The sequence below is a fragment of the Sphingopyxis sp. GW821-FHT02C12 genome (assembly GCF_059421785.1).
The window spans coordinates 3,068,444-3,086,893 of the sequence record NZ_JBWKVQ010000001.1 but is presented as its reverse complement, the minus strand read 5'-3'; the positions used below and the strand labels follow the sequence as shown (position 1 = coordinate 3,086,893).

Here is an 18,450-nt window from a genome sequence, read left to right as displayed (position 1 = left end):
CGCCATTACAGCGCGAGCCCCCCGCTCGCTTCGATGATCTGCCCCGTCACCCAGCGCGCATCGTCGCCAAGCAGCATCATTACCGCGCCCGCGATATCCTCCGGCTCGCCAAGCCTGCCCATCGGGGTGTGCTTGGCGGTCGCCTCGTCCCAGCCGGGCTGGTCGCGCAGCGCGGTGATGAAGTCGGTCGCGACCGCGCCGGGGGCGACGCAGTTGCAGGTGATCTGGCGTTTCGCCACCGCGAGCGCGGTCGAGAAGGTCAGGCTCTGCACCGCACGCTTGGTCATCGCATAGCTGGCGGCGAAGGGCTGGCCGACCTTGCCCGACATCGACCCGATGTTGACGATGCGACCGCCGTCGCGGAGGCGCGGCAGCGCCGCTTGCGTCACGAAATGCGGACCCTTGACGTTGACCGCGAACAGTTCGTCGAACAGGTCTTCGCCCGCGCCCTTGAGCGTGCCATCGCGGCCGCTGCGCCCGACGCCGGCGTTGTTGATCAGGAAATCGAGATTGGGCGCGCCGCCGAACTGGGCGTCGCACGCGGTGAACAGCGCCTCGATGCCCGAGAGGGTCGAAACGTCGGCCTGCACCGCAAAGGCCTGACCGCCCGCCGCGACGATCTCCGCGGCGAGAGCATCGGCAGCGTCCTTGCTCCCCGCATAGTTGATCGCGACATGCGCGCCGGCTTGCCCAAGCCGCCGCACGATCGCGGCGCCGATGCCGCGCGAGCCCCCGGTCACCAGCGCGGTCTTTCCGGTAAAGTCGCTCATAGAAACAATCCTCCGCTGGCTTCGACGATCTGGCCGGTGACCCAATGCGCCTCGTCGCGGCACAGCATCATCACCGCGCCGGCGATGTCCTCGGGCACGCCGAGACGCTTCATCGGGGTGAGCTTCGACGTCGCCTCGGCCCAGCCGGGCTTTTCGGACAGCGTCTTGTTAAATTCGGTATCGACCGCGCCGGGCGCGACGAGGTTGCAGGTGATGCCGCGCGGGCCGACGACGACCGCGGTCGACATGGTCAGGCTCTGCAGCGCACGCTTGGTCGCGGCATAGGCGGCGAAGGGCGGCAGCGCCGAACGCCCGCCGAGCGAGCCGATGTTGATGATGCGCCCGCCGTCGCGCAGGCGATCGAGGCAGAGCTGGGTGATGAAGTGCGGCGCCTTCTGGTTCACCGCGATCATGCGGTCGAACAATTCCTCGCTGCATTTCCTGAGGCTGCCCGCGTCACCCTCACCGCCGACGCCGGCGTTGTTGACGAGGATGTCGAGATTGGGCGCACCTCCGAACGCGGCGTCGCACGCGGCGAGCATCGATGTGATCCCCGCCATCGTCCCGACGTCAGCTTGCACCGCGAAGGCCTGGCCGCCGGCCGCGACGATTTCGGCGACGAGCGTTTCGGCGGCGTCCCTGCTGCCGGCATAGTTCACCGCGACATGCGCGCCGGCCATGCCGAGTCGGCGCGCGATCGCGGCGCCGATGCCGCGCGATGCGCCGGTGACGAGCGCGGTCTTTCCGCTCAGTTCCGCCATTTCGTCTCTCCCCATGTCGTTCGACGTAATTGACTTAGTTATATATGTCGTGCAAGCCCCGTCGCAAAGAAAATGGGAGCGGGCATGTCCGAATTGATCCTGAGCGAGCGCGAAGGCGCGCTGCGTATCCTGACGTTGAACCGGCCCGACCGGCACAATGCGATGGACGACGACATGTCGTCGCTGTTCCAGAAACTGCTCGGCGATGCGCTCGATGAAACCGAGTCGAGCGCGATCCTGATCCGCGCCAACGGCAAGAGCTTTTGTTCGGGGCGCGACACCAATGTGCTGGGGCACCGGGCGCGCGACGAGAGCGATTTCCACTTCGTGCGGCGGCATCAGGAGGGGCGGCTGCGGATGCAGGAATCGACCAAGCCGATCATCGCCGCGGTCAAGGGCGGCGCGATTGGCGGCGGGTGCGAACTGGCGCTCGCGGCCGATATCCGGATCAGCGACACGACACTGAAAATTGCGCTGCCCGAAATCCTGTACGGCGTGCTGCCCGATACCGGGGGGACGCAGATGATGACCGCGCTGATCGGGCCGTCGCGGACCAAATATATGGTGATGACGGGACAGAAGATCGACGCGGCGACCGCGCTCGAATGGGGCGCGGTCGATTTTGTCGTCGCACCCGAGGAGCTCGACGCGAAGGCGCTGGAGATGGCGCACGACATCGCCGCCAAGCCGCCGATCAACCTCGCGCTGGCGAAGGAGATGATCAACCTGACGCACGGCTCGACGATCCGCACCGGCACCCGCGCCGAACTCTACGCGCAAAGCTATTTGTTCAAGACCGAGGATTATCAGGAAGCCCGCGCCGCGATCCGCGAGAAGCGCGCGCCGCTCTACAAGGGGAAATAAGATGGCCCTCCCTTCCCCTCCTCCGCTCGGCGCCAAGGCGCTGCCCGACGGCACTTATGACGGACAGGTGGTCGCGGTGACCGGCGGCGGCACCGGGCTCGGCAAGGGCATGGCGGTCGAGTTCGCGCGGCTGGGCGCGAAGATCGCGGTGCTTAGCCGCAAGCCCGAGCATCTGGAAGCCGGACTCGCCGCGATCCGCGACGTCGGTGGCGACGTCATCGCGGTGGCCTGCGATGTGCGCGATCCCGAGGCGATTGCGGCGGCGTTCGACGAGATCGAGGCGCAGCTCGGCCCGGTCGACGTGTTGATCAACAATGCCGCAGGCAATTTCCCCGCGCCGGCCGAGGAGATGACGCCGAACGGGTTTCGCACCGTCGTCGATATCGTGCTCAACGGCACCTATAATTGCAGCCGCGAATTCGCGATCCGGCGGCTGGCGGCGGGGCTGCCGGGGGCGATCCTCAACATCGGGGCGACCTACAGCTGGACCGGCGGTCCGGGGACGTCGCATTCGGCGGCGGCGAAGGCCGGGGTGACCAACCTGACGCAGAGCCTGGCGGTCGAATGGGCGCCCGACGGCATTCGCGTCAATTGCATCGCGCCGGGGCGCTTCCCGCACGACGATCTGCCCGACCATATGACGCGCCACCGTGTCGGCGAGCGCGGCGACAATACGATCCCGGGGATGCGCGTCGGCGAAGTGCGCGAACTGGGCTGGGCGGCGACCTTTCTCTGTTCGCCCTATGCGAGCTATATCAGCGGGCATACGCTGGTCGTCGATGCCGCCAACTGGCTGCGCCGGAGCCTGGTGATGCCCGAGTTCGTGCCGATCCGCGAGCAGTTCGGCCAGCGGGCGCGAGAGAGCGGGACGGCGGCGGCGGCGATTGCGAAAACGCGCGGAGACAAGGCATGAGCGCGGCGCTGGTCCTGCGCGAGGATGCCGGCGGCATCTGCACGCTGACGCTCAACCGGCCCGACAAGCGCAATGCGATCAACCGCGAGCTGTTCCGCGAGTTTCGCGGCCATATCCGCGATATCGAGGATGGCGTCGGCGATGCCGGGCTGGTGGTGATCACCGGGGCGGGTGAGCATTTCTGCGCCGGGCACGATTTGAAATCGCCGCCGCATGCCGATGCGCTCGGCTGGCTGCGGCAGGAAATGCTGATCGTCGAGCGGCTGACCCAGTTGCGCCAGCCGGTGATCGCGAAGATCCGCGGCACTTGCTACACCGGCGGGCTGGAACTCGCGCTTGCCGCCGATTTCATCGTCTGCGGGACGAGCGCGCGCTTTGCCGACACGCATGGCAAATGGGGCCTCGTCCCCGGCTGGGGGATGTCGCAGCGGCTGCCGCGCCGCGTCGGGCAGGCAAAGGCACTCGAGATGATGCTGACGTGTCAGCCCTATTCGGGTGAGGATGCCGCCGCGATGGGACTCGCCAATACTTGCGTCGCCGATGACGCGCTTGACGCGAAGGTGGCCGAACTGGCCGCGCTGATCCTCGGCAACAGCCGACACAGCAATGCCGAGAACAAAAGGCTGATCTACGACACCGACGGCCTGGCGATCGGTGCGGGCCTCAATCACGAACTGATGCGCAACGCGGGGTTCGACCCGGCGATGCGCAAGAAGGGCGAGCCGATCGCGGCCGCGAAGAAGGCAGGCTGATGGATATCGGCTTCTCCCCCGGCGAAACGCGTTTCCGCGAAGAATGCCGCGACTGGCTGCACGCCAATGTGCCCGCCGAACAGCGTCCGCTGCACGCCGCCGACGCGATCGCCTTCGACAAGGCGTGGCAGCGGCAATTGTTCGATGCCGGCTGGGCGGGGATCAACTGGCCCACCGAATATGGCGGGCGCGGCCTGTCTATCGTCCAGCAGGTCATCTGGCTCGAGGAATATGCGAAGGCCCACGCGCCTTGGATCGGCGCCAATTTCGTCGGCATCAACCATGGCGGGCCGACGCTGATCATCAACGCGAGCGAAGACCAGAAAGCCTGGCACCTGCCCCGCATCCTGTCGGGCGAGGCGATCTGGTGCCAGGGCTTCTCCGAACCGGGCGCTGGATCGGACCTTGCCGGGATCAAGACGCGCGGGCGGATCGAGGGCGACGAACTGGTCATCAACGGGTCGAAGATCTGGACGAGCTTCGCGCATGTCGCCGACTGGCAGGAACTGGTGCTGCGTACCGAAGAGGGGTCGCGGCGGCACGCCGGCCTCAGCTGGGCGATCTGCGACATGCACGCGCCCGGGATCGAAGTCCGCCCGATCCGCAAGATGTCGGGGCAGATCGAGTTCGCGCAGGTCTTCTATGACGATGTTCGCATTCCGTTGGCCAACGTCGTCGGCGGGCTCGGCAACGGGTGGAAGGTGGCGATGTCGACGCTGAGCTTCGAACGCGGCACCGGCTTTATCGCCGACCAGGTCAAGCAGAGCCAGGAAATCGCCGACCTGATCGAGGCGGCGCGCACCAACGGCATGATCAAGGACGACCGTATCGCGCACGAACTGGCGCAGATGCGCGCCGAGGTCGCGGCGCTGCGCGCGATGACCTATCGCAATATTTCGGAAGTGGTCCGCACCGGACAGCCCGGTCCAGAGGCGTCGCTGATCCGCCTGTTCACCGCCGAGCTGGGCCAGCGGCTCGACCGCATGGCGGTGGCGCTGATGGGACCCGAAATGCTCGATTTCCAATATGGCGACGACAATGCGGTCGGCGACTATCTGCGCGGTTTTGCCGGCACGATCGCGGGCGGCAGCGCCCAGATCCAGCGCGACATCATCGGCGAGCGCTTGCTCGGCCTGCCCAAATCGCGATGAGCGCGCAGCGGGCATCGCGCCCCGGCGCAGGCCGGAGCCCAGAAACGAAGGACTCCGCATGGACCTGACCCCGAACGACGATCAGGCCGCCTTTGTGGCGGCGACCACCGACTGGTGCCGCGACGCGATGCCGCTGGAGCAGGCCCGCGGCCGGCCCGCCGATATCTGGGCACAGCTCGAGGCGATGGGACTGCCGCGCATCACGGCGCCGGAGGCCAATGGCGGGCTTGCGCTCGATCACGCGACCGAGGCGCTGGTCTTTGCCGAACTCGGCCGTTTTCTCGCGCCGGTGGGCCTGCTGTCCTCGGCGGTCGCGAACCGCTGGTTCGCGGAGCCGTTCGATGGCAAGGTCGCGCTCGCACTGACCGTCGAGGAACCAGGGCCGATCCGGGTGCTCGACCCTGAGAATTCGGCGGCGGTGCTGATGCTGCAGCCCGGATCGGTGCGCATGTTCGACATCCCCGACAGCTTTACCAACCAGAATAGCGGACAGCGGCACGTCACCGAACACCGGTCTTCACTCGACCCCTCGACGATGCAGAGCTGGCAAGAGTGGACGACGACCGCGGTGTGGACCGAGGATGATGTCCGCCCGCCGCTTCACCTGCAACTGCTCGCCGTCGCCTTCGCGGTCGGCTGCGCCGATGCCGCGCGCGACATGGCGGTCGATTATGCCAAGGTGCGCGAACAGTTCGAGCGCCCGATCGGGTCGTTCCAGGCGATCAAGCATATGTGCGCCGACATGGCGGTACGCGCCGCAGTGGCGCGGTCGCAGCTTTATTATGCGGCGTGCGCGCTCGACGAAAATGCTGCGGATGCGGCCTTTCATGTAGCTGCAGCAAAGCGGCTTGCCGACCAGGCGGCGCTCGACAACGGCCGTGCGAATATCCAGGTCCATGGTGGCATCGGCATGACCGACGAGGCGTCCCCGCACCTCTGCCTCAAGCGCGCGCACCTGCTGCAGTTCATCGCGCCCGCCGATGCGGCGCTCTTGCTCGGCTGACGATGTCAGTCGTCGACGATGGCCTGGAACTCCCGTTCGAGCCATTGACGCAGGCGCGGCTCGACGCGGCCGGCGAATTCGGCGAGCGGGAGCTGGTCGCGGTAGGCGAAGAAGCCGAGCGAAACCATCATGAAGCGCGCCGCCTTCACATCGGCATCGCCGCCGCCGAACCAGTCTTTGAGCGGCTCGAACACGCGGTCGCGGAGCAGGCGCTGCGCGACCGCGCGCGCCTCGCGGTCGGAGGCGGCGCTGAACATCATCGGCAGCGGGCTGACGCGATCATCGTCGTCGGCGAAGCGCGCGACGATCATCTTGCCGAAGCCTTCCTTGGGCAGATCGGTCATCATCCGCGTGTTGAGCGCAGCGTCGAGCGCCGCCTCGAACAATTTGAGCTTGCCGCCGAAATAGCGGCTGACGAGCGACGGGTTGACCCCGGCGCGCGCAGTGATGTCGCGCACCCCTGCTTCGGAAAATCCTTTTTCGGCGAAAATTTGCTGCGCAGCAAAAAGGATCGCCGCTTTTGTGCGGTCGGCATCGCGCGTCGGTGCTTCAATCGTCGTCGTCATGACATCTCCCCGTTGACTCGTTATGTAAACCATCGTTTACTTACGTCAATGGGAGAGAGAAAATGACCGAGTCGCAGGCTCCGGCGCGTTCGCCGGTCCATGAATTCGATTATATCGCGGACCCCGGCGTTCTGGCCGATTGTCACGCGCGCTACTGGGATCTGAAGGAGACTGCACCGCCGGTTTTCTGGACGAGCGCGCATGGCGGGCATTGGGTGTGTAACACCGGCGCGTCGGTGCAGCATGTGGTGCGGCATCCCGAGATTTTCTCGAGCCGCTATCTGTCGATTCCGCCCAATCCGAACCAGCCGAAGATGATCCCCGAAATGCTCGATCCGCCCGAGCACCGGCCGTATCGCCAGATGCTGCGGCCCTTTTTCGAATCCAAGGCGATCGAACCGCTCGAGCCGCGCGTGTCGGCGTGGACCGACCAGCTTCTCGACGAAGTGGTCAGCAAGGGCGAATGCGACTTCGTCGAAGCGATCGGGTCGCGGCTGCCCGTCGCGGTATTCATGGAATTGTTTGGCTTTCCGATGGAGAAGTTCGAGGAATTCCGCGGCCTCGTTACCGGCTTCTTCCACTCGCAGGCCAGCAACGAGGAGCGCAACGCTCTCGCGCAGGCGATCGTCGGTCATCTCGCCGAACTGATCCAGCAGCGCATGGCCGAGCCGCGCGACGACATGATCTCAAAGATCGTCGCGAGCGAGGTCGACGGGCGCACGGTCAATTTCGAGGAGCTGATGTCGATCGGTTTCCTGATGTTCCTCGCCGGGCTCGACACCGTCACCAACGCGATGAGTTTCGGGATGCGCCACCTCGCGCATGACGAAAAACTGCGCCAGCGCGTCATCGACGACCCGGCGGTGATCCCCGACATGGTCGAGGAATTGCTGCGCCGCTATGCCTTTGTCGCGACGCCGCGTTATATCGTCGAGGACACTATACTGGAGGGCGCGCAGCTGCGAGCCGGCGACTGCATCCTCGCGCCGCTGCCGCTGGTCGGCTGGGACGAAGGGTTGACCGAGGACCCGAAGACGGTGTCGGTCGAACGCCAATTTTATCGCCACGCGGCGTTCGGGTCGGGAATCCACACCTGCCTCGGGCTGCACCTCGCGCGGATGGAACTGATCGTCTTCTACCGCGCGTGGTTCGCGCGCGTCGGCCATTTCCGGCAGGTTGCAAAAGGCGACGAGACGTGCCGCGGCGGCAGCGTGATGGCGCTCGAACATCTGCATCTGGCGTGGGGGTGAGCAAGATGGATCAGGCCCTGCACATGCTGATGGTGCCCGCGGGCGACGTGGCGACGCTGCGTACCTTCTATCTGGACGGCCTCGGCTGGCAGCCATGGGGTCCCGACAGTCCGGGGTCGCTGATGCTGCGCGCCGGGACGGCGGTGATCGTCTTCGTTCCGCGCGACTATCTGGCGGCCGAAAGCGGCATCGATCTCGCCGCGGCGCCGCGCGCAGTCAACGCGATCTTCGTCGAAACCAAGGCCGACGTCGACACGCAATTCGCCGGAGCAATCGCCGCCGGAGCCACCGTCACCAGTCCGATCCGCGACCGCGATGGCGGCCTCTATTCGGGCTATTTCGCCGACCCCGAGGGCAATGGCTGGGAAATCGTCTGGAGCCCGGTGATGCGTCCGGGCGCCGATGGCGGACTCGTCCTCGCCACGCCCGAAACCCACTGACCAACCGAGAAGAGGATATCATCATGGCCAGCGCAGCACCCGCAGTTCACCTGCATCTGGGGCACGAACAACGCAGCAGCGGCAGCGGCGGGACGCACCCGCATCTGCATCCCGTTACACAAGTGACGCAAGCCGATATCCCGCTCGCCGGTGCGAAGGAGGTCGAGGAAGCGGTCGCCAAGGCCGAGGCGGTGCGCGAGTCCTGGCGCCGCACGGCGCCCGAGACGCGGCGCGACATCTTGAACCGGTTGGCCGACCTGCTCGAGGCGAACAAGGCCGAATTGGCGCGCATGGCGGCGCTCGACGGCGGCACGACGTTGATGGTCGGCGAGCGCGGGGTCGATACCGCGGTCGGCTGGACGCGCTATTACGCCGGCTGGTGCGACAAGATGTCGGGCGAACTGATCAGCACCTTCGATACGCGCGGCGAACTGAGCTATACGGTGCCCGAGCCGATCGGCATCGTCGGGATCATCATCACCTGGAACGGTCCGCTGATCTCGCTGGGCATGAAGGTTTGCGCGGCGCTGGCGGCGGGCAATTGCGTGATCTGCAAGCCCGCCGAATTGACTCCCTTTGCCCCCGAGCTGTTTGCACGGCTCTGTGCGGAAGCCGGGGTTCCCGACGGCGTGCTGTCGGTCTTCCCGGGCACCGCCGAGGCGGGCGAGGCGATCGTGCGCAACAAGAAGATCCGTAAGATCAGCTTTACCGGCGGGCCGATCACCGCGCGTAAGATCCTCATCGCCTGCGCCGAGGAGATCAAGCCGAGCGTGATGGAACTCGGCGGCAAGTCGGCGAGCCTGGTCTTTCCCGATTGCGACGTGCAGGCGGCGGCCGAGCGCGCGGTGTTCTGGACCGTCGGCTGCCTGTCGGGGCAGGGCTGCGCCCTCCCCACCCGCCAGCTCGTTCATGCCGATATCTACGACGATTTTGTCGCGCGGGTGAAGGCGATCATCGGCCAGTTCAAGGTCGGCGACCCGATGGACCCGACGGTGATGGTCGGACCCGTCATCAACAAGGCGGCGGTCGAGCGCATCACCGGCATGTTCGACCGCGCCAGGGCCGACGGCGCCGCGACCTTCCTGCTCGGCGGCGGACGCTGCGGCGGCGAATTTGCCGAGGGCAATTTCATCGAGCCGACGCTGATCGTCGATGCCGACCCAGACCATGAAATCAGCCAGGTCGAGATTTTCGGTCCGGCGGTGGTAGTGATGAAATTCCACACCGAAGATGAAGCCGTCGCAATCGCCAACAACAGCGAATACGGGCTCGCCGCGATGATCCAGTCGAACGATCTGCAGCGCGTGCACCGCCTGTCGGAGCGGCTCAATGCCGGCGGCGTCTATGTCAACGGCGGGTTCCAGATCAATCCCTACACGCCATTCGGCGGGGTCGGCATTTCGGGCTTTGGCAAGGAAGGCGGCAAGGCGGGGATCGACGAATTCCTGCACTACAAGACGGTGACAATCGGCGTCGGCGCGCCGATCTTTCCGAAGCAGGAGGCGTGACCATGGCCGATTTCACCAACGACCAGTTCCGGCTCGACGGCAAGGTGGCGATCGTCACCGGCGCCGGCGGGCGCGGGAACAGCATCGGGCGCGCTTATGCAGTGGGCCTCGCCAACGCGGGGGCTAGCGTTGTCGTCGCCGACCTCAACAAGGGAGGCGCCGAGCGCGTCGCGGGCGAGATCGAAGCGGCAGGCGGCAAGGCGCTGGCAGTGGAAGTCGATATCGCCGACGAGGCGTCGGTCGCGGCAATGATGGAGGCGACCGCCGCTGCGTTCGGCGGGCTCGATATCCTCGTCAACAACGCTGCGCTGATGGTCGAGGCGGTCGGTACGCCGGCGATTCAGACGAGCATCGCTGATTTCGACAAATTGATGCGCGTCAATCTGACCGGTGCCTTGATCTGTTCGAAGGCCGCTGTGCCGTTGTTCCAGGCGCGCGGCGGCGGCAAGATCGTCAACCAACTGTCGGCGGGCGGCTTCCCCGCGCAGACCACCTACGGGATCAGCAAGGTGGCGTTGCTCGGACTGACGACGACACTGGCGACCGAACTCGGGCGGATGAACGTAAACGTCAACGCTATCGCGCCGGGGATGACGATGTCCGACGCGGGCAAGGCACTGACCCCCGAGGAAAGTCCGTTCGTTCAGGCGGCGATGGCGCGCGTGGTCAAGCAGCCCCGCGGGCTGCCGGAGGATCTGGTTGGGGCGCTGTTGTTGCTGTGCTCGTCCGCGGGTGACTGGATCACCGGTCAGGCACTGAACGTCGACGGCGGGTTCATCATGCGGAACTGAAGACCTCGTCATTGCGAGCGAAGCGAAGCAATCCAGAGTGGCGTAAACCGTCCTGGATTGCTTCGCTTCGCTCGCAATGACGGAGTTTAAGAAGCGCGCCGCAGTTCGTGCTTCAGCACCTTGCCCGAGGCGTTGCGCGGCAGTTCGTCGACGATGCTCAGCCGTTCGGGCGTTTTCTGCTTCGCGATCCCCGAAGCAAAGAAATGATCACGCACCTCATCGAGCGTCAGCGACCCACCCGGCGCGAGCACGACGCAGGCGCGCACGACCTCGCCCATTCGTTCGTCCTTCGCCGCGACGACCGCGGCATCGAGCACCGCCGGATGCGCCAGCAGTACCGCCTCGACCTCTTTCGACGAGATATTCTCGCCGCCGCGGATGATGATGTCCTTCTTGCGGTCGGTGATCAGCAGGTAGCCCCCCTCGTCGAGGCGGCCGATGTCGCCGGTGCGATACCAGCCGCCGGGGAGGAAGGCCGCTTCGTTAAGCACGGGGTCTAGATAACCCAGGAAGAGTTCTGGACCGCGGGTGCAGATTTCACCGTCCTCGCCCGGCGCGACGTCGTGACCATCGTCATCGACGAACCGCATTTCCGATCCCGCGATCGCCCGGCCCTCGGTATGGAGTTGCTTGTCGAGCGGGTCGTCGAGGACGCCCGAGGTGACGGTCGGATGCTCGCTTGATCCGTAGCAATGATAGACGGCGAGGCGCTGCGCCTGACAGCGCTCGATCAACGAAGGCGGAACGGGTGCGGCACCGACGAGATACTGGCGCAGCGAGGTCAGGTCATAGCCATGGGTGTCGGCGGCGGCGAGCATGCCCGACAGGTGGAAGGGCGTGCCCGACGATGAGGTCACCTTGTGGCGGTCGATCAGCTCGGCGGCGAGCGCCGCATCCCACTGGTCCATCAGGATCAGCGGCGTGCCCTGGCACAGGAAGCGGTACATCGACAGCGCGCCCGCGACATGGCCTGGGGGCCAGGGCGAGATCACCGCGTCATCGTCGCTGCCCGCCCGCATCGCACGCATCGTTTCCAGCTCGGCGAGGAAACCGCGCGCGCTGTGCATCACACCCTTGGGATCGGCGGTGGTGCCCGAGGTGTAGACGAGCAGGGCGAGATCGTTCGCATCGACCGGCACCGGATCGGCAATCGGCCCGTCGGCTTCGAGCGCATCGAAATCGGGGCCGATGGCGATATGGCGATCGAGCGCGGGGAGATCGCCGCAATCGGCCACCACCTGGGCATAATCGACATTGCGGAAGCGGTCGGGGGTGAACAGCCATTTCGCACCCGACTGGCGCAGGATGAAGCCGAGTTCTTTCGCGCCATAGATGGTGACGACCGGCAGCATCACCGCGCCCGCCTGCGCCGCGGCAACCGCGACGACGAGCCATTCGCGCCAGTTGGCGAGCATGCAGGCGACAATGTCGCCGCGGCCGACGCCCGCCGCAGTCATCCGCGTTCCCATGCGGCGTCCCGCCGCAACGACGTCGCCGAGCGTGGTCGTGCAGGGCAGGCTGTCCGATGCGACGGTCAGCACCGCGCCGTGCGCGCGCGCCGCAGCGGCGGTCATCGCCTCGATGAAATTCGAACTCATCCGTGCAGGGAGTCGACGGTCCGCTCGCCCTCGCCACGCGCCGCCCAGGTGTCGTTGGCGTTGCGCAGGTGGAGCCGCCAGTGCGCGACGGCGCCTTCGACGTCGCCGGCCTCGATCATCGTAACCAGTTTCTCGAAAGATTTGAACCCCGCGCGCAGGCTCTTGTACTTGTCCTCGGTCGTGCGAGGGTGGCGGCGCTGATAGTCATTTTGATGATGGCGCCCCAAATTGAGCAGCATGCGGTTCATCAAGCTCAACGTCTTGTTTCCCGTTGCCTCGACCAGCGTCTGGTGGAAAATCGACACATTGTCGACGAATTCGGCATAGCCTTCATTCTTGAGCATGTCCTCAAGCTCGGAAAGCGCTTGCCGTAGCCTTGCGAAGCCGGGCGTCTGGCCCTTCGAGGTCGCGAGCCAGCGCACGACGGTCGGCTCGATCGCGAGCCGCGCGGCATAGAGATCGGCGATCGTCGTCCCCTCGGCCTCAAGCAGGTAGCCGGCGTAACGCGACACGAGTTCGACCGACGGCTGGTGCACCCGCGCACCGCTGCGCGAACCGCGAACGACGCTGATCAGATTTTCGGCCTCGAGGATACGGAAGGCTTCGCGCAGGGTCGGGCGCGATATGCCGAGGGTGGCCATCAACGTGCCTTCGGGTGGCAGCGAGTCGCCTTCTTTCAGCTCACCGCGGACGATCTGGGCCCTGATCTGGTCGGCGACCAGTTCCGACGTCTTCGGAACCCGGATGCGCGAATTGCCACTATCCATCTGCAAAATTCCTGCCCCCTGACCCGGTCATTCTATAAGGATGCGTTACTCTAACTGCGTCTTTAGTGGCTTTGGCGCCAGCCCGCAATGTTGCTGCCATTTCCTCCATTTAGGCGCCGAAAGACAATCCTTCGTTGAGCGTCCATTTGCCGTTTTGCCCGCGTACCCAGCCCGACGATGCCCAGGTGCCGCCATCGACGGGCAGCAGGACACCGCTGATATAGCTCGCCATCGCGCTCGACAGGAAGACCGCGGCATCACCGCACTCCATGTCGACACCCTCGCGCCCGAGCGGGATGAGGCGGTTCATCGCATCGACGGCCTCGTCGCTATGCTGTTTCCATGCCGCCGGATCGACCGGGCCGGCGCGATTGCCCTGATTGCCCGGGGTGATCGTGTGGTCGGGGGCAATGCAGTTGACGCGGATGCCATGGCCCGAGAGTTCGACCGCCATCGATTTGGTGAAGCTGAGCATGCCCGCCTTGCACGCGGCATAGACGGCGAAGTTCGGCGCGGCGCGGCTCGCCTCGATGCTCGCGACGTTGACGATCGATCCGCCGCGCCCGCCCGCGACCATATGCTGCGCCGCGGCTTGGGTGGCGATCAGCATCGACATCAGGTTGATGTCGACATGTTTGCGCATGCTGCGCTCGCTCTGTTCGAGGAACGGACGCGCCGAGACGCCGCCGGCGTTGTTGGCGAGGATGTCGAGCCGGCCATATTCGGCGGCGGCGCGGTCGACGGCGGCGCGGAGCGCGGCGCTGTCCATGACGTCGCCGGGGATCGCCAGCGCCTTGCGCCCCGCTTCGCGGACCCGCTCGGCCGCCTCTTCGGCGCGTTCGGGAAAGATGTCGAAGATCGCGATGTCGGCGCCCGCTTCGGCGAGGCGGATTGCGATGGCACGGCCGATGCCGCCGCCGCCGCCGGTGACGAACGCCGCCTGCCCGTCGAGGCGGATGCGGTCAGTCATCGAGGGTGATGCCCATGACCGCGCCGGTGACATAAGCGGCGTAATCGCTGGCGAGATAGGCAGCGAGCTTTCCGAGCGTGTCGCCGGTCTCGCGCGTGAGAATGCTGTTCACGCGGATACCGTCGCGCGCCCATTCGACGCCAAGCGTCTTGGTGAGGTTGCCGAGCGCACCCGCGGCGGCGGCCTGGTCGGCGCCAAGCGCCTGTTCCGGGGCGCCGATAAACAGCACTGCCCCGCCCTGCCCGCGAGCGCGACAGGCCTCGGCGAAATCCTTCGCGCCGAGAAAGCGGCGGTCGAGACCGAGGTCGAGGCTGGCGCGCCATTCGGCGTGTGTGAGGTCGTGCGCCAGCTTTGTCGCGGACGGCGGCGCGATATGGACCCAGATGTCATGATCGCCGTCGTTCACCAGCGTCGCGCCCGCCGCCTCGAAAGCGTCGGCGATCGCCGGGCTCTCGCCCTCGATCCGTGCGCGTTTGCCCGCCAGCCAACCACTCATTTCCACCCGCGTCATTTCCACCCCCAAGGCCCGTCGGCGCGTTCGCGCGGCGGCACGAAGTCGGGCATCATCAGCGACCGGCGCAAGCTTTCGCCGCCGTCCTGCACGATCACCTGTCCGGTCATGTCGCCAAACAGGGGTGTGCAGGTCATCGCCGAAAGCCAGCCGAATTCCCAGATGCTGCCGGTGCGCCCCGCGGGGATCATATTCTGAAGCGGCTCGATGCCGCCTTCGCGGTTTCCGGCGGTCGAGCTGGCGTGCGGAAAAAACCCCGCGGCGATCGCGTTGACCCGGATGCCATAGGGCGCCCAGTCGGCGGCGAGTTTGCGGGTCATCGTCGCCTGCGCGGTCTTGGCGGCTGCGCTGTGCGCGTCGCCGGGAAAGCCAGTCCAGATATATTGGGCGCTGTTGTTGACGATCGCCCCGCCCTGCCCCGCGGCGATGCGGCGGCGAGCAAATTCGGTCGAACAAAGGAAGGTGCCGTCGATCGCGATCCGGGTGACGGCATTCCATGCGTTGGGCGAGATATCCTCGGCGAGGACCGGAAAATTGGCGCCGGCATTGTTGGCGAGCAGCCCGATCGGACCGAGCGCCTCTTCGGCCTCGTCGAAAGCCGTGGCGACAGCGTCGGGGAGCCGCACGTCGCAGCTCATCGCATGGGTGCGCACGCCAAGCGCCGCGATTTCCGTCGCACCTTCCCGCGCGCGTTCGATGCTGCGGCCCATGACCGCGACATTGGCGCCGCCCTGTGCGAAGGCCTTGGCCATCGCGAGCCCCATGCCCGATCCGCCGCCGGTGACGAGCACCGTCTGACCCGCGAAGATATCCGCCGGATAGGGCGGTGCGTCGAACGGCGGCGGGGCCGCCACGATATGATGTGCTGGAACCGGCAATTTTCTCTCCCTTCGCGCAGGGTTGCGCCTCAGCCACGTGCGTGTCAAGACATACATAACTAGGTTATATAGGAGAGGATGATGGAGATAATCGCGGAAGGTCTCGCCTTTCCCGAAGGCCCCGTGGTGATGGCCGACGGATCGGTGATCGTCGTCGAACTCGCAGGCGGGCGGATCACGCGCTGCTGGAACGGCCGGACCGAGACGGTCTGCGACATCGGCGGCGGACCGAACGGCGCGGCGATCGGGCCCGACGGCGCGCTCTATGTCTGCAACAGCGGCGGGCTCAACCTCGTTAAATTCCAGAATGCGCGCGGGGCCGGGCATGAGGGCCGCATCGAGCGTGTCGACCTGGCGACCGGCCGGTATGAGCGGATTTGCGACAGCTGCGACGGCATCGCGCTCGAAGCGCCGAACGACATCGTCTTCGATGCCGAGGGGCGGATATGGTTCACCGACCTCGGCAAGACCCACGACGGCATCCGCACCGCGAGCGGGCTGTTCAGCACGCTGCCCGACGGGTCGGACATCGTCGCGATCAACCGCCATGCGGTGTCGTACAACGGCGTCGGCCTGTCGCCCGACGGGCTCCACGTCTATGTCGCCGACACGCACCAGGCGCGGCTGTGGCGCTATGACCGCAAGGTCGAGCCGCAGCGCCCGGCGTGGGTCGCGACCGCACCCGGCCCCGTCGGGTTCGACAGCCTCGCGGTGACGGCGGCGGGCAATATCTGCGTCGCGACGCTCTATGACGGCGGCATTTCGACGATCACCCCCGACGGCGCGGTGTCGAAGTTCGCGATCGCGGGCGAACCCTATGTCACCAATATCGCCTTCGGCGGCGCGGATATGCGCGATGCCTATATCACGCTGTCGACCACCGGCCGGCTGGTGAAGACACGCTGGGACGAGCCGGGGTTGGAGTTGTATTATTATGGCTGATCTTGCCGGTGATCGCGACGCGATCCGCGACCTGCTCGCGCGCTACACCTACAATGGCGACCGCGGGCGGCTGAACGAAATGACGGCGTGTTTCGCAGCCGACGGCGTGCTCGAATATCTCGGTAAGGCGCCGCAGGGTGCCGCCGCGATCGAGGCTGCACTGTCGTCGGGAACGCGCGATGCGCGGCTGACCTTCATCCGCCACCATATCACCAACCCGCTGATCGCGGTCAACGGCGATCGCGCGACCGCGCGCAGCTATTTCGCGGTGCACAGCAATTTCGGGCCCGACCATAGCGGCACCTATGACGACAAGCTGACACGGACCGCCGACGGCTGGCGCTTTGCGCATCGCCGGGTGCGGATCGACTGGCAGGCCGAAGGGTCGCTGTTCGACTCGATGACGTCGCGCTGAACCCCAATCGAATTCAACACAGCCGCCTTTGGCATATTGACACCTTAGTGTCATTTTGACATCAAAGTGCCATGTCAGAACGTTTCACCGATTTCGAACGATTCGCCGACGAGGTCGCGCGGCTGCGCGGGCGGATGCGGGCGCTTTTTGCCGACACGCGCGCCGAGAGCGGGTTGCCCGAGATGGAGCTGATGGTGCTGACCGCGGTAGTGAACGCCGCGGCGCCGCCCACGGTCGCACAGATCGGGCGCAGCCTCGGCCATCCGCGCCAGGTGGTGCAACGCGCGGCGAACCGGCTCGCCGAGCTGGGCCTGGCGGCCTTTGCCGACAATCCGGAGCATAAGCGTGCGTCGCTGATCGTTGCGACCGCGGCCGGGCGGGCCTTGAAGGCGGCCGATCATGAACGTGCGCAGGTGGCAACACGCGCAGTGATGGCGCGGGTCGGCGGCAGCGCCTTCGCCGACGCCGCGACGCGGATGCACGCGATCCGAACCGAAATCGAAGCCTATTTGCGGGAGCGCGAGCGATGAGCGACGATGTGACGGCGCTGGCCGATCCCGTGCGGCTGACCGCATGGCTCGACGCCAATATTCCGGCGCTCGGGAACGGGCCGCTGGTGACCCGCAAGATCCATGGCGGGACGTCGAACGTCATCCTGTCGCTGAATCGCGGCGGCGACACGCTGATCCTGCGCCGCCCGCCAGCGGTGCCGCCGCCGGGGAGCGCAAAGAGCGTGCTGCGCGAGGCGCGGGTACTCACCGCATTGAACGGCACCGCTGTCCCCCACCCCGTCTGCCACGGCAGCTGCGCCGACGCCGATGTGATCGGCGCGCCCTTCTATGTCATGGATCTGGTCGAGGGCTGGCCCGCCGACCTCACCGACGGACGCATCCACGACCGCCCACCCTTCGACAAGCCGCCGCATGCGCGCGAAGTGCCCTTCGCGATGGTCGACGGGCTGATCGCGCTCGCCAATGTCGATTATAAGGCCGTCGGTCTCGAAGATTTCGGACGCCCCGACAATTTCCTCGAACGGCAGGTCGACCGCTGGGAAGGCCAGATCAAGAGCTACAAGCAGCTCTATGATTTCGAATGGCGCGAGCTGCCCGGTTTTGCGCTCGCGCGCGACTGGCTGCGCGCGAACAAGCCTGCGGATTTCCGCCCCGGAATCATCCACGGCGATGTCGGAACGCCCAACGCGCTGTTCGCCTTCGACCCGCCGTGCCGGCTGACCGCGCTGATCGACTGGGAGCTGTCGACGATCGCCGATCCGCTGCTCGACCTTGCCTGGTTCTGCAACGGCATCCGCGACGATCGTTTCCCCGGCCATGTCCCCGAAAAGGCTCTGTACAATGTCATGGACTGGCCGACGCGGCAGGAACTGATGGCGCATTATGCCGCGGGAACCGGGCGCAGCATGGCGAGCTTCGATTATTATCTGATCCTCGCGATGTTCAAGGGCGGCTGCATCCTCGAATATAAGGTCGCGCAGGCCGCCAAGGGCATTCTCAGCGCCGAGACCGGGCGCTTCTTCGACCGGCTGGTCCGCGGCAATTTCGCCGAGGCCGAAAAACTCATCCGCCTCATCGGCTAATCAAGG

At 66.1% G+C, this 18,450-nt stretch carries 21 protein-coding genes; 13 read left to right on the top strand and 8 right to left on the bottom strand.

Annotated features, from left to right (window positions below; all coding sequences use genetic code 11):
• Positions 1–5 precede the first annotated feature (5 nt).
• Together AC07U1_RS14705 and AC07U1_RS14700 are read right to left on the bottom strand one after the other, a co-directional pair.
• Positions 6–770, bottom strand: a complete 765-nt coding sequence (locus tag AC07U1_RS14705) for an SDR family NAD(P)-dependent oxidoreductase (RefSeq protein WP_495175987.1) — start codon at positions 768–770, stop codon at positions 6–8.
• Positions 767–1,531 (bottom strand): SDR family NAD(P)-dependent oxidoreductase, encoded by a 765-nt coding sequence (locus AC07U1_RS14700; protein WP_495175988.1) that lies wholly within the window; start codon positions 1,529–1,531, stop codon positions 767–769. Before AC07U1_RS14700 ends, AC07U1_RS14705 begins: the two co-directional genes overlap by 4 nt.
• A gap of 84 nt (positions 1,532–1,615) precedes the next feature.
• Here AC07U1_RS14700 and AC07U1_RS14695 point away from each other — a divergent pair, with 84 nt between their 5' ends.
• From AC07U1_RS14695 to AC07U1_RS14675, 5 genes are read left to right on the top strand one after another with little or no spacing between them, the layout of a single operon-like run.
• Positions 1,616–2,395 carry an enoyl-CoA hydratase/isomerase family protein gene (locus tag AC07U1_RS14695; protein ID WP_495175989.1) on the top strand — a complete coding sequence of 260 codons (780 nt, stop codon included), beginning with the start codon at positions 1,616–1,618 and terminating at the stop codon, positions 2,393–2,395.
• 1 nt (position 2,396) lies between these two features.
• Positions 2,397–3,308 carry an SDR family oxidoreductase gene (locus AC07U1_RS14690; RefSeq protein WP_495175990.1) on the top strand — a complete coding sequence of 304 codons (912 nt, stop codon included), beginning with the start codon at positions 2,397–2,399 and terminating at the stop codon, positions 3,306–3,308.
• Positions 3,305–4,060, top strand: coding sequence for an enoyl-CoA hydratase/isomerase family protein (locus AC07U1_RS14685; protein WP_495175991.1), 756 nt, complete (start codon positions 3,305–3,307; stop codon positions 4,058–4,060). Before AC07U1_RS14690 ends, AC07U1_RS14685 begins: the two co-directional genes overlap by 4 nt.
• Positions 4,060–5,211 (top strand): acyl-CoA dehydrogenase family protein, encoded by a 1,152-nt coding sequence (locus AC07U1_RS14680; RefSeq protein ID WP_495175992.1) that lies wholly within the window; start codon positions 4,060–4,062, stop codon positions 5,209–5,211. Before AC07U1_RS14685 ends, AC07U1_RS14680 begins: the two co-directional genes overlap by 1 nt.
• A 58-nt stretch (positions 5,212–5,269) precedes the next feature.
• A complete protein-coding gene (locus tag AC07U1_RS14675) occupies positions 5,270–6,214 on the top strand; it encodes an acyl-CoA dehydrogenase family protein (protein ID WP_495175993.1) in 945 nt (314 codons plus the stop codon).
• A gap of 5 nt (positions 6,215–6,219) precedes the next feature.
• Here AC07U1_RS14675 and AC07U1_RS14670 read toward each other — a convergent pair whose 3' ends face one another.
• A complete protein-coding gene (locus AC07U1_RS14670; protein WP_495175994.1) occupies positions 6,220–6,780 on the bottom strand; it encodes a TetR/AcrR family transcriptional regulator in 561 nt (186 codons plus the stop codon).
• 62 nt (positions 6,781–6,842) lie between these two features.
• Between AC07U1_RS14670 and AC07U1_RS14665 the strand changes: the two genes are divergently transcribed.
• Genes AC07U1_RS14665 through AC07U1_RS14650 form a run of 4 tightly spaced genes read left to right on the top strand, consistent with a single transcriptional unit; the run spans position 6,843 to position 10,769 of the window.
• Positions 6,843–8,030, top strand: a complete 1,188-nt coding sequence (locus AC07U1_RS14665) for a cytochrome P450 (protein ID WP_495175995.1) — start codon at positions 6,843–6,845, stop codon at positions 8,028–8,030.
• 5 nt (positions 8,031–8,035) lie between these two features.
• On the top strand, positions 8,036–8,470 hold the full coding sequence (locus AC07U1_RS14660) for a VOC family protein (protein ID WP_492738316.1): 435 nt from the start codon (positions 8,036–8,038) through the stop codon (positions 8,468–8,470).
• Positions 8,471–8,493: 23 nt separating this feature from the next.
• Positions 8,494–9,978 (top strand): aldehyde dehydrogenase family protein, encoded by a 1,485-nt coding sequence (locus AC07U1_RS14655; protein ID WP_495175996.1) that lies wholly within the window; start codon positions 8,494–8,496, stop codon positions 9,976–9,978.
• Positions 9,979–9,980: 2 nt separating this feature from the next.
• Positions 9,981–10,769 (top strand): SDR family oxidoreductase, encoded by a 789-nt coding sequence (locus AC07U1_RS14650; protein WP_056347567.1) that lies wholly within the window; start codon positions 9,981–9,983, stop codon positions 10,767–10,769.
• Positions 10,770–10,855: 86 nt separating this feature from the next.
• Here the strand turns inward: AC07U1_RS14650 and AC07U1_RS14645 are convergent, their stop codons facing one another.
• The 5 genes from AC07U1_RS14645 to AC07U1_RS14625 form a co-directional block, all read right to left on the bottom strand.
• Positions 10,856–12,367 carry an AMP-binding protein gene (locus AC07U1_RS14645; RefSeq protein WP_495175997.1) on the bottom strand — a complete coding sequence of 504 codons (1,512 nt, stop codon included), beginning with the start codon at positions 12,365–12,367 and terminating at the stop codon, positions 10,856–10,858.
• The gene (locus AC07U1_RS14640) at positions 12,364–13,134 is read right to left on the bottom strand and encodes a FadR/GntR family transcriptional regulator (RefSeq protein WP_187139900.1); all 771 of its coding nucleotides are present in this window, start codon (positions 13,132–13,134) and stop codon (positions 12,364–12,366) included. Before AC07U1_RS14640 ends, AC07U1_RS14645 begins: the two co-directional genes overlap by 4 nt.
• A gap of 109 nt (positions 13,135–13,243) precedes the next feature.
• Entirely contained in the window at positions 13,244–14,104 is an 861-nt protein-coding gene (locus AC07U1_RS14635) for an SDR family NAD(P)-dependent oxidoreductase (RefSeq protein WP_495175998.1), read from the bottom strand.
• Complete coding sequence (locus AC07U1_RS14630) at positions 14,097–14,615, bottom strand: SDR family oxidoreductase (protein ID WP_495175999.1); 519 nt, start codon at positions 14,613–14,615, stop codon at positions 14,097–14,099. Before AC07U1_RS14630 ends, AC07U1_RS14635 begins: the two co-directional genes overlap by 8 nt.
• Positions 14,612–15,493 (bottom strand): SDR family oxidoreductase, encoded by an 882-nt coding sequence (locus AC07U1_RS14625; RefSeq protein ID WP_495176000.1) that lies wholly within the window; start codon positions 15,491–15,493, stop codon positions 14,612–14,614. The genes AC07U1_RS14630 and AC07U1_RS14625 overlap by 4 nt, the downstream gene beginning before the upstream one ends.
• An 81-nt stretch (positions 15,494–15,574) precedes the next feature.
• Between AC07U1_RS14625 and AC07U1_RS14620 the strand changes: the two genes are divergently transcribed.
• The 4 genes from AC07U1_RS14620 (at position 15,575) to AC07U1_RS14605 (ending at position 18,444) form a co-directional block, all read left to right on the top strand.
• The gene (locus tag AC07U1_RS14620) at positions 15,575–16,435 is read left to right on the top strand and encodes an SMP-30/gluconolactonase/LRE family protein (RefSeq protein WP_495197721.1); all 861 of its coding nucleotides are present in this window, start codon (positions 15,575–15,577) and stop codon (positions 16,433–16,435) included.
• Entirely contained in the window at positions 16,428–16,850 is a 423-nt protein-coding gene (locus AC07U1_RS14615; RefSeq protein WP_187139895.1) for a nuclear transport factor 2 family protein, read from the top strand. The genes AC07U1_RS14620 and AC07U1_RS14615 overlap by 8 nt, the downstream gene beginning before the upstream one ends.
• Before the next feature lie 71 nt (positions 16,851–16,921).
• Positions 16,922–17,380: a MarR family winged helix-turn-helix transcriptional regulator gene (locus AC07U1_RS14610; protein ID WP_187139894.1), complete on the top strand. Its 459-nt coding sequence runs from the start codon at positions 16,922–16,924 to the stop codon at positions 17,378–17,380.
• Complete coding sequence (locus AC07U1_RS14605) at positions 17,377–18,444, top strand: phosphotransferase family protein (protein WP_187139893.1); 1,068 nt, start codon at positions 17,377–17,379, stop codon at positions 18,442–18,444. The genes AC07U1_RS14610 and AC07U1_RS14605 overlap by 4 nt, the downstream gene beginning before the upstream one ends.
• Positions 18,445–18,450: the final 6 nt, after the last annotated feature.

Excerpts from the sequence above, each read along its gene's own strand:
- AC07U1_RS14705 (WP_495175987.1), bottom strand. The coding sequence starts at position 770 with ATGAGCGACTTTACCGGAAAGACCGCGCTGGTGACCGGGGGCTCGCGC.
- AC07U1_RS14700 (WP_495175988.1), bottom strand. The coding sequence starts at position 1,531 with ATGGCGGAACTGAGCGGAAAGACCGCGCTCGTCACCGGCGCATCGCGC.
- AC07U1_RS14695 (WP_495175989.1), top strand. The coding sequence starts at position 1,616 with ATGTCCGAATTGATCCTGAGCGAGCGCGAAGGCGCGCTGCGTATCCTG.
- AC07U1_RS14690 (WP_495175990.1), top strand. The coding sequence starts at position 2,397 with ATGGCCCTCCCTTCCCCTCCTCCGCTCGGCGCCAAGGCGCTGCCCGAC.
- AC07U1_RS14685 (WP_495175991.1), top strand. The coding sequence starts at position 3,305 with ATGAGCGCGGCGCTGGTCCTGCGCGAGGATGCCGGCGGCATCTGCACG.
- AC07U1_RS14680 (WP_495175992.1), top strand. The coding sequence starts at position 4,060 with ATGGATATCGGCTTCTCCCCCGGCGAAACGCGTTTCCGCGAAGAATGC.
- AC07U1_RS14675 (WP_495175993.1), top strand. The coding sequence starts at position 5,270 with ATGGACCTGACCCCGAACGACGATCAGGCCGCCTTTGTGGCGGCGACC.
- AC07U1_RS14670 (WP_495175994.1), bottom strand. The coding sequence starts at position 6,780 with ATGACGACGACGATTGAAGCACCGACGCGCGATGCCGACCGCACAAAA.
- AC07U1_RS14665 (WP_495175995.1), top strand. The coding sequence starts at position 6,843 with ATGACCGAGTCGCAGGCTCCGGCGCGTTCGCCGGTCCATGAATTCGAT.
- AC07U1_RS14660 (WP_492738316.1), top strand. The coding sequence starts at position 8,036 with ATGGATCAGGCCCTGCACATGCTGATGGTGCCCGCGGGCGACGTGGCG.
- AC07U1_RS14655 (WP_495175996.1), top strand. The coding sequence starts at position 8,494 with ATGGCCAGCGCAGCACCCGCAGTTCACCTGCATCTGGGGCACGAACAA.
- AC07U1_RS14650 (WP_056347567.1), top strand. The coding sequence starts at position 9,981 with ATGGCCGATTTCACCAACGACCAGTTCCGGCTCGACGGCAAGGTGGCG.
- AC07U1_RS14645 (WP_495175997.1), bottom strand. The coding sequence starts at position 12,367 with ATGAGTTCGAATTTCATCGAGGCGATGACCGCCGCTGCGGCGCGCGCG.
- AC07U1_RS14640 (WP_187139900.1), bottom strand. The coding sequence starts at position 13,134 with ATGGATAGTGGCAATTCGCGCATCCGGGTTCCGAAGACGTCGGAACTG.
- AC07U1_RS14635 (WP_495175998.1), bottom strand. The coding sequence starts at position 14,104 with ATGACTGACCGCATCCGCCTCGACGGGCAGGCGGCGTTCGTCACCGGC.
- AC07U1_RS14630 (WP_495175999.1), bottom strand. The coding sequence starts at position 14,615 with ATGACGCGGGTGGAAATGAGTGGTTGGCTGGCGGGCAAACGCGCACGG.
- AC07U1_RS14620 (WP_495197721.1), top strand. The coding sequence starts at position 15,575 with ATGGAGATAATCGCGGAAGGTCTCGCCTTTCCCGAAGGCCCCGTGGTG.
- AC07U1_RS14615 (WP_187139895.1), top strand. The coding sequence starts at position 16,428 with ATGGCTGATCTTGCCGGTGATCGCGACGCGATCCGCGACCTGCTCGCG.
- AC07U1_RS14610 (WP_187139894.1), top strand. The coding sequence starts at position 16,922 with ATGTCAGAACGTTTCACCGATTTCGAACGATTCGCCGACGAGGTCGCG.
- AC07U1_RS14605 (WP_187139893.1), top strand. The coding sequence starts at position 17,377 with ATGAGCGACGATGTGACGGCGCTGGCCGATCCCGTGCGGCTGACCGCA.